Origin of the sequence: Streptomyces sp. NPDC002018, from assembly GCF_042890865.1 — a bacterium.
Lineage (GTDB): Bacteria > Actinomycetota > Actinomycetes > Streptomycetales > Streptomycetaceae > Streptomyces.
Genome location: NZ_JBIASO010000014.1, coordinates 67,381 through 81,190, shown reverse-complemented (window position 1 = coordinate 81,190; position 13,810 = coordinate 67,381). Strand labels below are relative to the sequence as shown.

13 protein-coding genes are annotated in these 13,810 nt (G+C 73.1%); 5 read left to right on the top strand and 8 right to left on the bottom strand.

Going from position 1 to position 13,810, the window contains the following annotated elements; translation table 11 throughout:
- The first annotated feature begins 35 nt into the window (after positions 1-35).
- Positions 36-1,490, top strand: coding sequence for a protoporphyrinogen oxidase (hemG, locus tag ACFYYH_RS23305; RefSeq protein ID WP_388554207.1), 1,455 nt, complete (start codon positions 36-38; stop codon positions 1,488-1,490).
- Between the two features lie 4 nt (positions 1,491-1,494).
- Entirely contained in the window at positions 1,495-2,211 is a 717-nt protein-coding gene (gene hemQ / locus ACFYYH_RS23300; protein ID WP_388554204.1) for a hydrogen peroxide-dependent heme synthase, read from the top strand.
- Between the two features lie 150 nt (positions 2,212-2,361).
- On the opposite strand, the gene ACFYYH_RS23295 is transcribed toward hemQ, so the two are convergent.
- The 5 genes from ACFYYH_RS23295 to ACFYYH_RS23275 all read right to left on the bottom strand — a co-directional run bounded on the left by ACFYYH_RS23295 (position 2,362) and on the right by ACFYYH_RS23275 (position 8,897).
- Entirely contained in the window at positions 2,362-4,056 is a 1,695-nt protein-coding gene (locus tag ACFYYH_RS23295) for an alpha/beta hydrolase (RefSeq protein WP_388554200.1), read from the bottom strand.
- 188 nt (positions 4,057-4,244) lie between these two features.
- The gene (locus ACFYYH_RS23290; protein WP_388554197.1) at positions 4,245-5,264 is read right to left on the bottom strand and encodes a TIGR04222 domain-containing membrane protein; all 1,020 of its coding nucleotides are present in this window, start codon (positions 5,262-5,264) and stop codon (positions 4,245-4,247) included.
- Between the two features lie 5 nt (positions 5,265-5,269).
- Complete coding sequence (locus tag ACFYYH_RS23285) at positions 5,270-6,772, bottom strand: DUF692 domain-containing protein (protein ID WP_388554194.1); 1,503 nt, start codon at positions 6,770-6,772, stop codon at positions 5,270-5,272.
- A gap of 218 nt (positions 6,773-6,990) precedes the next feature.
- The gene (locus ACFYYH_RS23280) at positions 6,991-7,785 is read right to left on the bottom strand and encodes a DUF4142 domain-containing protein (RefSeq protein ID WP_388554191.1); all 795 of its coding nucleotides are present in this window, start codon (positions 7,783-7,785) and stop codon (positions 6,991-6,993) included.
- A gap of 242 nt (positions 7,786-8,027) precedes the next feature.
- Positions 8,028-8,897 carry a peptidyl-tRNA hydrolase gene (locus ACFYYH_RS23275; RefSeq protein ID WP_388554188.1) on the bottom strand — a complete coding sequence of 290 codons (870 nt, stop codon included), beginning with the start codon at positions 8,895-8,897 and terminating at the stop codon, positions 8,028-8,030.
- Between the two features lie 81 nt (positions 8,898-8,978).
- Here ACFYYH_RS23275 and ACFYYH_RS23270 point away from each other — a divergent pair, with 81 nt between their 5' ends.
- Both ACFYYH_RS23270 and ACFYYH_RS23265 read left to right on the top strand, forming a co-directional pair.
- Positions 8,979-9,656 carry an AIM24 family protein gene (locus ACFYYH_RS23270; protein ID WP_388554185.1) on the top strand — a complete coding sequence of 226 codons (678 nt, stop codon included), beginning with the start codon at positions 8,979-8,981 and terminating at the stop codon, positions 9,654-9,656.
- 138 nt (positions 9,657-9,794) lie between these two features.
- Positions 9,795-9,992: a hypothetical protein gene (locus ACFYYH_RS23265; protein WP_388554182.1), complete on the top strand. Its 198-nt coding sequence runs from the start codon at positions 9,795-9,797 to the stop codon at positions 9,990-9,992.
- Between the two features lie 93 nt (positions 9,993-10,085).
- Here ACFYYH_RS23265 and ACFYYH_RS23260 read toward each other — a convergent pair whose 3' ends face one another.
- Positions 10,086-10,925 (bottom strand): polysaccharide deacetylase family protein, encoded by an 840-nt coding sequence (locus ACFYYH_RS23260; RefSeq protein ID WP_388554179.1) that lies wholly within the window; start codon positions 10,923-10,925, stop codon positions 10,086-10,088.
- A gap of 107 nt (positions 10,926-11,032) precedes the next feature.
- Positions 11,033-11,920, bottom strand: a complete 888-nt coding sequence (locus tag ACFYYH_RS23255) for a PPK2 family polyphosphate kinase (RefSeq protein WP_388554177.1) — start codon at positions 11,918-11,920, stop codon at positions 11,033-11,035.
- A gap of 78 nt (positions 11,921-11,998) precedes the next feature.
- Between ACFYYH_RS23255 and ACFYYH_RS23250 the strand changes: the two genes are divergently transcribed.
- On the top strand, positions 11,999-12,169 hold the full coding sequence (locus ACFYYH_RS23250; RefSeq protein ID WP_388554175.1) for a hypothetical protein: 171 nt from the start codon (positions 11,999-12,001) through the stop codon (positions 12,167-12,169).
- On the opposite strand, the gene ACFYYH_RS23245 is transcribed toward ACFYYH_RS23250, so the two are convergent.
- Positions 12,124-13,491: an alkaline phosphatase PhoX gene (locus ACFYYH_RS23245; RefSeq protein ID WP_388554173.1), complete on the bottom strand. Its 1,368-nt coding sequence runs from the start codon at positions 13,489-13,491 to the stop codon at positions 12,124-12,126. The two genes, ACFYYH_RS23250 and ACFYYH_RS23245, sit on opposite strands and share 46 nt — an antisense overlap.
- Between the last annotated feature and the right edge of the window lie 319 nt (positions 13,492-13,810).

Here is a 13,810-nt window from a genome sequence, read left to right as displayed (position 1 = left end):
CGGGGAGCTCGATACGCGTTTGAGAGAGTGGATCCATGGAGTCGAGCGAGTCGAGCGCGCAGCACGTGGACACACAGACGGGTCATGTCGTCGTCATCGGGGGTGGCATCGCCGGTCTGGCGGCCGCGCACCGGCTGCTGGACGCCGGGGTCCGGGTGACGCTGCTGGAGGCCACCGGACGGCTCGGCGGAAAGCTGTACGCGGGCGAGATCGAGGGCGCGCCCGTCGACCTCGGGGCCGAGTCGATGCTCGCGCGCCGCCCCGAGGCCGTCGCCCTGGCGCGCGCCGTGGGACTCGGGGACTCGCTCCAGCCGCCCGCCACTGCCTCCGCCTCGGTCTGGACCCGCGGCAGGCTGCGGCCCATGCCCAAGGGCCATGTGATGGGCGTGCCCGGGGACGCCGCCGCTCTCGCGGGTCTGCTCTCCGACGAGGGCCTGGCCCGGATCGCCCGTGAGCCCGAGCTGCCGCCCACCGAGATCGGCGACGACGTCTCGGTCGGCGCGTATGTCGCGGAGCGGCTCGGCGGCGAGGTCGTCGACCGGCTGGTGGAGCCACTGCTCGGCGGGGTCTACGCGGGCGACGCGTACCGCATCTCCATGAAGGCCGCCGTCCCGCAGCTCTTCGCCGCGCTCAGGACCCACGACTCCCTGCTGGAGAGCGTTCGCGACCTCCAGAAGAAGGCCGCCGCCGCTGCCGGAGCCGGCGGTGCGGTCTTCGCGGGCATCGAGGGCGGCGTGGGCCGGCTGCCGGGCGCCGTGGCCGACGCGGTACGGGCGAAGGGCGGCCGTATCCTCCTGGAGACCCCCGTCCTCGGTCTCATCCGTACCGCCGACGACTGGCGGATCCGTACCGGCCGCGAGGTGCTCACCGCCGACGGCGTGGTGCTGGCGACCCCCGCGTGGTCCGCCTCCGCGCTGCTCGCCGACGAGTCCCCGGCCGCCTCCGCCGAACTCGCCGGGATCGAGTACGCCTCGATGGCGCTGGTGACGATGGCCTTCCGGCGCGCCGACGCCGCCGCGCTGCCCGAGGGCAGCGGCTTTCTCGTACCGCCCGTCGACGGGCACACGATCAAGGCGTCGACCTTCTCCACCCGCAAGTGGAGCTGGGTCGCGGACGCCGCGCCCGGCCTGTTCCTCCTCCGTACCTCGATCGGGCGGTACGGCGAGGAGGAACAGGTGCACCACGACGACGCGGATCTGGTGAAGGTGTCCCTGCGCGACCTCGCCGAGGCGACCGGGCTCGCCGCGCGCCCCGTCGCCACCGAGGTGACCAGATGGATCGGCGGCCTGCCCCAGTATCCCGTGGGCCATCAGGACCGGGTGGCCCGGATCCGCGCGGCGGTCGCCGCACTGCCCGGTCTGCGGGTCTGCGGCGCCGTCTACGACGGGGTCGGCATCCCGGCCTGTGTGGCCAGCGCCCACCGCGCCGCCGACGAGATCACCGCCACGCCGACCCTGGCGCGGGGCACCGGACGCGGCGCGGGAGAATAGCCCCATGACTGCTGCTCCAGAGAAGACCCCGAACGCGGGCAAGAAGGCCAAGGACCTCAACGAGGTCATCCGCTACACGCTGTGGTCCGTCTTCAAGCTGCGTGATGTGCTGCCCGAGGACAGGACCGGCTACGCGGAAGAGGTCCAGGAGCTGTTCGACCAGCTCGGAGCCAAGGACATCACCGTACGGGGGACGTACGACGTGTCCGGGCTGCGCGCCGACGCCGATGTCCTGATCTGGTGGCACGCCGAGACCGCGGACGAGCTCCAGGAGGCGTACAACCGCTTCCGCCGCACCCGGCTCGGACGGGAGCTGGTGCCGGTCTGGTCGAACATGGCGCTGCACCGCCCCGCCGAGTTCAACAAGTCGCACGTACCGGCCTTCCTGGCCGACGAGACGCCCCGCGACTATGTGAGCGTCTATCCCTTCGTACGGTCCTACGACTGGTATCTGCTGCCCGACGAGGACCGCCGCAGGATGCTCGCGGACCACGGCAAGATGGCGCGCGGGTACCCCGACGTACGCGCCAACACCGTGGCGTCGTTCTCGCTCGGCGACTACGAGTGGGTGCTCGCCTTCGAGGCCGACGAGCTCTACCGGATCGTGGATCTGATGCGTCATCTGCGGGGCTCGGAGGCCCGGATGCATGTCCGCGAGGAGGTCCCGTTCTACACGGGCCGCCGCAAGTCGGTCGCGGAACTGGTCGCCGGACTGGCGTGAGCGGGTCCCGCGCCCTCCCGGGGGACGGGACCCGCTTCCCGCGCGGTCCCGGCGCCCCTCACCTTCCCCCGGAAGACCGGCACGGGTTTCCGTGACCCGCGCTCGGTGACCGGTCCGCGGCGGTGCGGACCGGCCACCCCGCCCGGAAGATCAGACGATCGGCGGCAGCTTGCGGCCGCCCGACCGCTCGTCCAGCGACACCGGGTTCGGCTCCGCGTGCGGCGCGCACTCCGCGCGCCGCACCGGTGCCTCTCCGCGGAGCAGATAGTCCTCCAGATACTTGTTGACACAGGCGTTGTTGCCGCCGGCGATTCCGTGCGTACCCGCGTCGCGCTCCGTCACCAGCACGGAACCGGCCAGCCGGCTCTGGAGTTCCAGCGCCCCCTCGTAGGGCGTCGCCGCGTCCCGCTCGGCCGCGAGGATCAGCGTCGGCGGAAGCTCACCCGGCGCCGTGCGGACATCGAGCGGCTGCTGGCGGGGCGCCGGCCAGTAGGCGCACGGCAGATTCATCCAGGCGTTGTCCCAGGTCTCGAAGGGCGCGTGGCGGGCGAGGTCCGTGTTGTCGCGGTCCCACACCTCCCAGTCGGTGGGCCAGGGCGCGTCGTTGCACTCGACGGCCGTGTACACGGCGTTGCCGTTCTCGCCGTCGGCGGCGGCCCTCGGCCTGGGGGAGGCCTGCGCGACCAGCGGCTCCGGATCGCCCTTGAGGTACTCGGAGAGCGCCGTGGCGCGCATCGCCCAGTAGTCGTCGTAGTAACCGGCCCCGAGCATCGCCGCCTGCAACTGGCCGGGACCGACCTTCCCGCCGGCCGGCTCGTGCTCCACCCCCGCACGGACCTTCTCGTAACTCCGCTGGACCTCCTCCGGGGTGCTGCCCAGGTGATACGTCGTGTCGTGCTTGGCGATCCAGGCGCGGAAGTCCGCCCAGCGCCGCTCGAAGGCGGCCGACTGGTCGAGGTTGTTGCCGTACCAGATCTTGTGCGGATCCGGGTTGACCGCCGAGTCGAAGACCATCCTGCGTACGTGCGACGGGAAGAGCGTGGCGTAGAGGGCGCCGAAGTACGTGCCGTACGAGGCGCCCATGAAGGTCAGCTTCCGCTCGCCGAGCGCCGCGCGCAGCACCTCCAGATCGCGGGCGTTGTTGAGGGAGGTGTAGTGGGGCAGGGCGGAACCGGCGTTCTCGGCGCAGCCCCCCGCGTACGCCTTGGCCTCGGCGATCCGCTCCTGTTTGTACGACTCGGAGGGCTCCGCCGGGGAGTCGGTCGGCGCCTTGCTGAAGTCCGCCGGATCCTCGCAGGAGAGGCGGGCGGACCGGCCCACCCCGCGCGGGGCGTAGCCGACGAGGTCGTACGCCTGGGCGATCCGCTTCCACTCCGACATCTCGGCGGCCAGCGGGAAGTACATGCTGGAGGCGCCGGGGCCACCGGGGTTGAAGACCAGCGCGCCCTGCCGCTGCTTCGGCTTGCCGCTCGCGCGGACGCGGCTGACGGTGAGACTGATCTTCCGGCCGTCGGGCTCCGTGTAGTCGAGCGGGACCTGGACCGTCCCGCAGGCGATCGGAGCGGGCAGCATCTCGGCCTTGGGGCAGTGACCGAAGCGGATACCGGCGGTGGCGGCGCGCCGGGCGGCGAGGGCGACGCCCCGGATCCCGGCGGCGTCCTCGGTACGGGGGACCACCGCACCGGCGGGGGCGGCGACCGTACCGCCCGCGCCCGCGCTGCTCGTGCCGCCCGCGCCGCTCGTACCGTCCGTGCCGTCGTCGCCGACCGCGGGGGCGACGACGAGGGCCGACAGAACCAGGGAGCCGAGGGCGGTCAGAGCCCCGTACTTCGCTACTGCTCTCATCGCGTTCCCTTCAGGCGTGCGGATGGGGGATCAACCGCAGGGACAGAGAGTCAGCAGAGGAACGGGGCTTCACAAGGACCGGCGGGCGGTGTCGGGGGCAATGACCCCCCTGCGCCTCCGGGCCACTCCGGAGGGCCTTCCGGGGTGCGGGATCGTCCGGGATGTGCGACGGAGGCCCGGGCCGGGTCTCAGGAACTGCCGCCGCCCCCGCCGCAACTGCTGCCTCCGCCACCTCCGCCGCAACTGCTGCCCCCGCCGCCCCCGCTGCAACTGCTGCCGCCTCCGCCTCCACTGCAACTGCTGCCCCCGCCGCCCCCGCCGCCTCCGCCTCCGCAGGAACTGGCTCCACAACTGGACCCGGATCCGCCGCACCCCGTACCGGAACCGGGCGTCGCACCCGAGCACCACACCACCACCGCGGCGGAGCTGTGCGCGGCGGGCGAGAAATCCCGCCCCGGCCGCAGCCGGGCCGCCGCCCGCAACTGCTCACGCAGCACGGGATCGGGCAGCGCCGTCACCCCGTGCGCCGCGACCAGACGGTCCGCCGGGGCGGCGCTCCCGCGCGGATGCGCGGCGGTGAACTCCCGTAGTGCCCGCTGTCCCGCGGCGGTGATCCGCCGCCCGGTGAGGGACGAGCAGACCATTCCGACGACGGCGCCGACGAACAGCGTCGGCAGCAGGGAGAAACCGGCCGCGCTGCCGTCGCCCGGGAGGGAGTCCGAGACGACCATGACGGCGAGGACGAAGCAGACCGGCAGGCCGAGGAAGCAGAGCAGCCCCTGCGTCGCGCCCCAGCGCCTCGGCCCGCGCGCCCGAGCCGGGGGCACCAGCAGACCGCGTGCCGCGAGTGCGTCGCCCACCCGTTGCACGGCAGGTCCGCGCATCACCGCGAGACGCAGGGTGTGCAGGGCGCCGCTGGGCGCCATGGCGTGTTCCTGGAGGACCGCCTGCTCCACCGCGTTCCTGGCGACCGGGTGCGGTACGGAGACGATGCCGGGGCCGCCGACGACCAGCCGGCCGTCCGCGTGCATCCCGGCGATCGCGGCCTCCGCGACCCGGCCGGGACCGCCGCCGAGGAACGCGGCCTCCATCACGTCATGGACAGGACCGGCCGGGCCCCTGCGGCGCAGCCGGACCACGGCGGAGATCAGCAGGACGGAGGAGACGGCCACGGCGAGATGGATCACCGTCACGATGAGCGTGGTCATCGCCGTCACCTCCCGATGAGCGCGGCGCGCGCCCTGCGGACGAGCCGGGTGGCCCGGCGCGGCGGCCGCGACCCGGCGCGCTCCTGCCACCAGAAGGTCAACTGCCGCCGTGCGACCGGGTCCTCGGGCCGCCCCTCGATCAGCAGATGCTCGGCGAAGCCGAGGGCGTCACGGCGGTAGCCACCGCGCAGGGGCCGGTTCACGGCGTACGAGAGAAAGGCCGGCCGGTAGCCGTCGCCGAGGATCCCGGGCAGTTCGGGGGCGACCTTGGCGACCACGTCGGCACGCTTGGCGGCGAGGGCACGGCTCTGCACCCGCACCCGCCGGGAGTCGAATCCCTCGGGGACGGGGGTGCCGGCGACCAGCGCGGAGAGCAGCGCGGCCTCGCGCAGCGCGAGCCGCCCGCGCGCGGCATCCGTCGCGGTCGTGCCGGTCGCGGTGTCGATCCCGGTCTCGGTGCCGGTCTCCATGCCGGTGCCGGTGCCGGCACCGGTCGGGGAGCCGGCGGTCTCCGGGGTCCCCTCGGCCGGCCGCGCGGCAGACTCAGCCGTAGCCGTAGCCGTAGCCGTAGCCGTAGCCGTAGCCGTAGCCGTAGCCGTAGCCGTAGCCGTAGCCGTGCGCGTGCCCGTACGGCTGGCCACGGCGGCCCTGGGCCTTGCCGGGGCCGTGGCCGTGGCCGGGGTGGCGAGCGTCTCGCGGATCACCGTGAGTTCGCCCGCCAGCTCCGACGCCGGCGGGAAGTCGTCGTCCCGCTCCAGCAGCACGCCCGGCGGCGCGACCCGCGAGCGCAGCTCCGCCAGCACATCGAGGACGGGCCGGGTGACGGGGTGGGCATGGGTGTCGTGCCAGACGCCGTCACGCTCGACCCCGCCCGCGACATGGACATACGCGATGGCCTCGACCGGCAGCTCGTCCAGGGCCCTCACCGGGTCCTCGCCCCGGTTCACCCGGTTGGTGTGCAGATTGGCCACATCGATCAGCAGCCGGACCCCGGTCCGCTCGACCAGCTCCGCGAGGAACTGGCCCTCGCTCATCTCCTCGCCGGGCCAGGAGATCAGCGCCGCGATGTTCTCCACGGCGAGCGGCACGGGCAGCGCGTCCTGGGCGATCCGTACGTTCTCGCAGAGCACGCGCAGGGCGTCCCTGGTCCGTGGCACCGGCAGCAGATGCCCCGCTTCGAGCGCGGGCGACGCGGTGAGCGGCCCCCCGGCCCGTACGAACGCGATGTGCTCGGTGACCAGCGGCGATCCCAGCGCCTCGGCGCGTTCCGCGAGATCCGCGAGCCGCTGTGCGTCGGGCCGGTCCGCGCCGCCCAGTCCGAGCGAGACCCCGTGCGGTACGACGGTGACTCCGCGTGCGCGGAGCCGTACGAGCGAGTCGGGCAGATGGCCGGGGCAGAGGTTCTCCGCGACGGCCTCCACCCAGTCGACCCCGGACAGCCCCTCCACCGCGTCGGCTATCTCAGGACGCCAGCCGATGCCGATCCCCAGCTCCGGTATGTCGTTCATGGCTCCCCCTCCTCGGTGCGCGACAGCGCAACGGTGCAGGGGTGATGACCCCGCCGGGCGCCGCTGAATCCGCTGAGGAGGACGTTCAGAGGTCGATTTGAGGTTCCAAGTCGATGTGAGGCTCCAACGGCCCCGGTCCCCGTCCGACGGCGTCCGTCGGGCAGGGACCGGGGGCTCACAGCGGGGCGGGGCAGGGCCGGCAGGGGCCCGGACGGCCCTCAGGGAGTCGGTGGTATGTCTTCCGTTCCCGGTTCGGGCCGGTTGGTGTTGATCGCCGTCGGCGCGCCGGGCTGGGTGGAGGGCCGGGAGGTGAAGGACTGGTCACCGGTCGGCTCGACGGGCGGCGGGGCCGGCGGAAGGTTCCCGTCCGGCGGCGGCGGACCGGTGGGGCTGGCGGTCGCGGTGCCCGCGGCCTCGTTGGCGATGCCGTCGAAGTCGACGAAGCCGGTGGCCTCCAGCATCGTGATGTGGTCGAGGACGGTCTGGTTGGCATCGCTGGCGAGCTGCCGTATCAGGGTGTTTCTGGTGGTGTGCCGCACCTGCGCGATCAGCGAGAACACCTTGCCGTGGGCGTTGCGCAGCAGATTGGCGAACTTCCGCTCGTACTCCTGGCCCGTGGCGGCCGACAGCTCCCTGAGCCAGCCCTGCTGCTGCTCGTTCGGCTGGTTCGGCAGCTCGATCCCGAGCTTGGCCGCCACATCGCGGGCCCGCTTGTCGAGGTCGGTGTGGCCCACCACGAGATGGTCACCGCACTCCTTGATGGCCTGGCTGGGGGCGCGCTCGATGGCCTGCTGCCCGGCCGGCAGCTCCCAGAGCCCGGCCAGCCGCACCTTGATCAGCAGATCACGGTCGGTGGCGGAGAGCGGTCCCCACTGTGTCGCGACGGACGAGGCGTTGAGATTGGCCTGTCCTGTGCCGGAACGGTCGGCGTACGACCAGACGGGGAAGGCCAGGGCCCCGACTGTGGCGACGAGTGCCGCGATGATGAGCGCCGTACCGTTGATGCGTCGCAACAATGTGCTGCCTCCCGAACCGATAGTGGACACCGCTGAACCAACCGCTGACCGACGGGCCGTTCAACCTGCTAGGCGGTATCGGGAGGTACGTACACGGGCTCCGGAATGTTCAGCTCCGTGGCGCCGGATCTTCCGCACGGGTGTGGGGACGCCGGCGACGAGCACGGCGGCGGGGGTCCGTGCCGCCCTCCGCGCCGCCCTCCGTGCCGCCGCCGTCACGGCGCCGACACGGTGCCCCTCTACGGCTGTCGCAGGCGCGGGAGCGGACAGAGGTGGTGGCCCCCCTCGGCCACCACGGTCTTCCCGGGGGCGATCTCCGTGAAGCCCGCGTCCCGGACCACCGGGAGGCCGCTGGTGGTGAGGTCGCGCCACCGCGCGGGATCGGAGGTGCGTACGGCGAGGGGGAAGCCCGCCGCGTGCCAGGCCTTGCGCTCCGTCTCCGACAGCTCCCACCAGGCGAGCTGGGCGCCGTGGCCGGCCTGGGCCATGGCCTTGCCCGCCGACATCTCCAGGTGGGGGCTCAGCCAGAGCACGGGGTGGGCCGGGTCGGGGGCGGGCGGGGGCTCGGGATCGGCCAGATGGGTGCCGGAGACCTGGAGTTTGGCCAGTTCCTTCGGCCAGCCGTCGAGCGGAACCGGCGGGAAGACCCGTACCTCGGCGGCCGGTACGGCGTCCGCCGGGGTCCCCGTACCGGTGACCGTCAGACCCGGGAGCGCCGAGGCGCGGCGCCACTCCGCGCCGCGCGCCCGCCGTACGACCTTGCGGATCCGGGCGTCCTGCCAGTCCCGTACCGCCTGGGCCCACTCGCCCTCGCCGAGCGACCGTTCGTCGGAGAGCATGACCAGCACCGCTCGGGCCGCCGTCTCCAGGGCGTCGGTACGGGTCGGGGGCGTGGCCTTCTCGATATGGACGACCAGCGGCAGTACGAACTGCGGGGCCTCGTCACGGGCCGCCCGCTCGTGCTGGAAGGGGCTGTCGGTGCCGGTGCCGGTCCCGGCGCCGCTGTCGGTCCCGGCGCCGGTGGTGGTGCCGGTACGGGTGCCGATGGTGCCGGTACGGGTGTCGGTGTCGCTGCCCGTGACGTCGTCGCTGTCGCTGTCGCTGCTCACGGCTCCAGTCTGCCAGCCGGCCCGTGCCCGCCTTCCCCGGATCCTTGGCGGAATCAACGCGTCCGGGCGAGGATGCACGGCATGAAGAGCGACCTTTTCACCGCGGAGCATCTGGCCCAGCCGGCGACCGCCCCGGGGATGACCCTCCAGAACGCCAAGTCGATCAAGTACGCCGTCAACGGCGAGATGCACGCCCGCCAGGGCTCCATGATCGCTTACCGGGGCAGTCTTCAGTTCGAGCGGAAGGGCCAGGGCATCGGCGGCATGCTCAAGCGGGCCGTCACGGGCGAGGGCCTCCCGCTGATGGCCGTCCGCGGGCAGGGCGAGGCGTGGTTCGCCCAGGAGGCCGCCAACTGCTTCATCGTGGACATGGAGCAGGGTGACTCCCTCACCATCAGCGGACGCAATGTGCTCTGTTTCGACCCGACCCTCTCGTACGGGATAAAGACGGTGAAGGGCGCCGGTGTGACCGGCGGCGGGCTCTTCAACAGTGTGTTCACCGGCTACGGGAAGCTCGGTCTGATCTGCGAGGGCACCCCGATCGTGATTCCCGTCACGGCGCAGGCGCCGGTGTATGTGGACACGGACGCGGTCGTCGGCTGGAGCACCCAGCTCGGTACCTCGCTGCACCGCTCGCAGTCCGTCGGCTCGATGATCCGGGGCGGCTCGGGCGAGGCCGTGCAGCTCATGCTCCAGGGCGAGGGCTTTGTGATCGTCCGGCCCAGCGAGGCCACCCCGGCGAAGCCCACCGCGCACTGAGCCCGGCGGAAGCCGTGAGCTGAATCTCCAGGGCGAGCGCCGTGCCGATGGCGTGCCGGCCGTGGCTTTGGCAGCGTTGGCGGTCGCGGCGGTGGCCTGCGGTGTGGCGGCACGCCGGGGCTGGATACGCTCGACGGTATGACGGGCAGCAGGACGAGTGGCGCCGACGGCACGGGCGGGGAAACGGCCGTGGATCCGTCCGCGGCGGAGGACATCGACTACGCGGACTGTGTGCTCTGCGGAAAGCCGACCGAGTACCCGGAGTCGGTCAGGGGCGCGACGCTCTGCCCCGTCTGTGAGTGGCACGAGGCCCAGCGGGTGGCCTGTTCGGGCTGAGCCGCCCGCCGAGCCGGCCGGGCCTCCCGGGCGCCCGCGGGCCGGCGGTCCGGATCGTGTCCGGCCGCCTCGCTCCGTCCCCGGGGCCCGCGCTCAGCGCCGCATCAGGTCGGAGACCTTGACGAAGCGGTAACCGCGCTTGCGCAGCTCGGGCACGATCTTCCCGACCGCCTCCTCCGTCACGGGCGCCGCGCTGCGCGTGCAGTGCATCACCACCAGCGAGCCCGGCTTGACGTCCTTCAGGACCTGTTCGGCGACGGCGTCCGCGTCGGTGGCGAAGGCGTCCCCGCTGACGACGTCCCACTGGACGGCGGTCACCTTGGCCGGGGCGAGGGCCCGTAGCGCGGCATCGTCGTAGCAGCCGCCCGGGAAGCGGAAGTACGGCACCACGTTCCGGGCTCCCGCGGCACGGAACGCGGTGAACGCGCGCCGCACGTCCTCGGCCATCTTCTGCCTGCCGATGGTCGGCAGCCCGTAGCAGTCGCCGGTGAAGGCGTAGTGGCTGTACGAGTGGTTGGCGACCTCGAAGAGCGGGTCGCGGCCGATCTCCTTGGCCTGACTCGGATACTCCTCGGCCCACCGCCCCGTCATGAAGACCGTCGACGGGACGTCGAGGCGGCGCAGCAGGGAGATCAGGGCGGGGTTGTCGAACTGCTCGCCGTCCGCCGCCCGGGTGCCCTGATCGGCCGTCATGTCGGCGTCGAAGGTGAGGGCCACGGTCTTTCCCGCGGCGGGGGTTCCGCGCTCGAACACGGGTGTGAGCCCGCCGGGGCCGGGGGCCATGGTCGGTGGCGCGCCGACCCCCGTGCTCCCGGGCGCCCCGGAGGCGCGGGAGGCGGAGAGCGAGGCGGACGAGTCCGGGCCGCCGCCGCATCCGGCGAGCGCGGCACCGAGGACGGCGACGGTGGCGAGCATGCGTACATATCTGGTCACTCACGGAAAATATAGGATGATTTACTCGGATCGGCTGTACGGCACTCGCTCACCACCGAAGTCGTCCGGCCGCCCGGGTCCGGCCCATGGTCCGCTACGGGGTGCGCTCAGGGCATGCTCAGCAGCTTGTCGCGGGCTTCCCCGACGTCGAACCCGGCCTTCGGGTAGGCCGGGTCCAGCGCCTCCAGATGCTCCAGGAGCAGGCCGCTGATCGCCCAGTTGCGGTACCACTTGCGGTCCGCCGGGACCACGTACCAGGGCGTCGCCGCCGTGTTGCAGCGTTCGAGGGCCAGTTCGTACGCCTCCTGGTAGGCGGGCCACAGGGCGCGGTCGTCGATGTCGGCGGGGCTGAACTTCCAGTGCTTGGCCGGGTTGTCGAGACGGGCCAGCAGACGGGCGCGCTGCTCCTCGTAGCCGATGTGGAGGAAGACCTTCACGAGGGTGACGCCCGTCTCGGCGAGCGACTGTTCGAAGCGGTTGATCTGGGCGTAGCGCCGGTTCACCTCGCCGGGGGGCGCCAGCTCACGGACACGGGCGACCAGGACGTCCTCGTAGTGCGAGCGGTCGAAGATACCGATCTCGCCCGCCTCGGGGAGCGCGAGCCGGACACGCCAGAGGAAGGGATGGCTCCGCTCCTCCGCCGTCGGAGCCTTGAACGCCCTGATCCGGCAGCCCGCGGGATTGAAGTGGCCGATCACATGCTTGACCGTGCCGCCCTTCCCACTGGTGTCCATGCCCTGGAGCACGAGCAGCAGCCGGCGGCCGTCGCCCGCCGTGCTGGCCGCGTACAGCCGGTCCTGGAGGCCGGCGAGACGTTCCGCCAGCAGGGTGGTGGCGGCGAGGCCCGCCGCCTTGTCCCGCGGACCGTCCGGGACGGCCCTGGAGTCGTACGAGGAGAGGTCGACGGGCCCGCCCCCGGGGACGCGCAGCAGCTCGCGGAGGGCGGGCGGCGGCCGATCCCGCCGCTTCTTCTCCTTCGCCGCCTTCCTGGCCACCGCGCACCCCTTCCGGCCGTCTCCCTAGAGCCTGCGACGAATCCGCGTGCCCCGCGACCGAGGAGCCCCCCCGACCCGATGAGTGGCTGGACGGACGAGTACCGCGACCCGATGGGCATCGGGACCGACAAGTACCGGAACCCGGTGGGCGCCGGGCCCATGGGCGCCGGGACCCGCCCCGGGGCGGGTCCCGGCCGCCGGAGCTACCGCCAGGGGCCCGTCACCGCGAAGGTGGTGCCCGGCGTGTAGCAGTTCACGTACATCGTGGTGCCGCCCGGAGCGAAGGTGACCCCGGCGAACTCGCCCCATTCGGGGTCCTCCGGGGCGCCGAGGGCCTGGGCGTTCCGCGCCAGCGCGTACACCTCGCCCCGACGCGTCACGCCGTACACATGCTGGGCGCCACCGCCGTCCTCGCACACCATCAGACCGCCGCCGGGCGCCAGGCAGATGTTGTCGGGGGACTCCCCGGGGAGCTGGACGTCCGTCCCGGGACCGAAGACGATCACCAGGGTGAGCCGGCGCCGGTGCGGCTCGTACCTCCACACCTGGCCGAAGTGGTCCGCCGCCGAGCCCTCCGCGCGGTGCGCGAAGCTGGAGACGAAGTAGACCGAACGCCCGCCCCAGTAGCAGCCCTCCAGCTTCTGCGCGTGGGTGATGCCCCGGGGCCCGAAGTCCTGGAGGCGGATGGGCGTCCGCACGGCCAGCGGGTCCGGTACGGGGACCCACTCCACGCGGTCGAAACTGGTCCCGGTCTCCTGGACGGCCGAGAGGTCGGGCACCCCGGGCACCCGCATGGCCTCCAGGGCGCCGCCCGCGCGCAGCGATCCCGTGCCGCCGCCCGGCTTCTCCGGCAGGAAGCGGTAGAAGAGCCCGAACGGTTTCTCGAACGCGTCCTCCGTCTCGTACACGATGCCGCTGCCGGGGTCGATCGCGACGGCCTCGTGCTGGAAGCGGCCCATGGCGGTCAGCGGCACGGCTCCGGTACGGCGCGGATCGGCGCCGTCGACCTCGAAGATGAAGCCGTGGTCCTTGGTGTAGCCGTTCGTACCGGCCTTGTCCTCGGTCTCCTCGCAGGTGAGCCAGGTGCCCCAGGGGGTCGGCCCGCCCGCGCAGTTGACGGCCGTGCCCGCGAGGGCGACGCGCTCGTCGAGGACATGGCCGCGGCCGTCGAGTTCGAGCGTGGTGCAGCCGCCCTTGCCCGCCGGGTCGTAGGTGAGACCGGGCACGGCCGGGACGGGGAGCGGGGCGGTGGCGCGGTTCTCGTGGTTGCGTACGAGACGGACCCGGCCGCGGGGGCCCGCGAAGGCGGCCATGCCGTCGTGGTTGCCGGGGACCGCGCCCTCACCGGAGCGCAGGGGGTCGCCCTCCCGGGAGAGGACCGTGTAACGGAACCCCTTCGGGAGGTCGAGCAGACCGTCCGGATCGGGGACCAGGGGACCGTAGCCGCGGTGGCCCAGTCCCGGTGCGGCGGTGGCGGTACCGGTGAACAGCTCGGGCACGGCGCCGGTGAAGGCGACGGCTGCGGCGCTCGCGCCGGTACGGGCGAGGATCTGACGTCGTGTTGCGGACATGAGGCAACTCCCTGCTGGCGGACAGGAGACGTGACCCGCCTGTGTGTACCACGTGCGCCGTGACACGTGAACCACGCGGGTATCGGCGTGCCTCGGGTGCCGAAGGCGACGCACCCGCCCCACCTGCCACGCACGTCATGCGCGCACCGCCGCTCCCGGGTGTCCTGCGCGCCCCGCGCGTCACGCGGCACGGCCGTGGGGGGCGGGGGCGGGGGGGGGGGGGGGGGCGCCGCCCCCGGCCCCCCCGCCCGGCCCGCCGCCCCCCCCCGCCCCGGCCCGCGCGCCGGCCCGCCCCGCCGTGGGGGTGGCGCGCGCGGCC

Excerpts from the sequence above, each read along its gene's own strand:
- ACFYYH_RS23290 (WP_388554197.1), bottom strand. The coding sequence starts at position 5,264 with ATGACCACGCTCATCGTGACGGTGATCCATCTCGCCGTGGCCGTCTCC.
- hemQ (WP_388554204.1), top strand. The coding sequence starts at position 1,495 with ATGACTGCTGCTCCAGAGAAGACCCCGAACGCGGGCAAGAAGGCCAAG.
- hemG (WP_388554207.1), top strand. The coding sequence starts at position 36 with ATGGAGTCGAGCGAGTCGAGCGCGCAGCACGTGGACACACAGACGGGT.
- ACFYYH_RS23270 (WP_388554185.1), top strand. The coding sequence starts at position 8,979 with ATGAAGAGCGACCTTTTCACCGCGGAGCATCTGGCCCAGCCGGCGACC.
- ACFYYH_RS23265 (WP_388554182.1), top strand. The coding sequence starts at position 9,795 with ATGACGGGCAGCAGGACGAGTGGCGCCGACGGCACGGGCGGGGAAACG.
- ACFYYH_RS23295 (WP_388554200.1), bottom strand. The coding sequence starts at position 4,056 with ATGAGAGCAGTAGCGAAGTACGGGGCTCTGACCGCCCTCGGCTCCCTG.
- ACFYYH_RS23245 (WP_388554173.1), bottom strand. The coding sequence starts at position 13,491 with ATGTCCGCAACACGACGTCAGATCCTCGCCCGTACCGGCGCGAGCGCC.
- ACFYYH_RS23285 (WP_388554194.1), bottom strand. The coding sequence starts at position 6,772 with ATGAACGACATACCGGAGCTGGGGATCGGCATCGGCTGGCGTCCTGAG.
- ACFYYH_RS23250 (WP_388554175.1), top strand. The coding sequence starts at position 11,999 with ATGAGTGGCTGGACGGACGAGTACCGCGACCCGATGGGCATCGGGACC.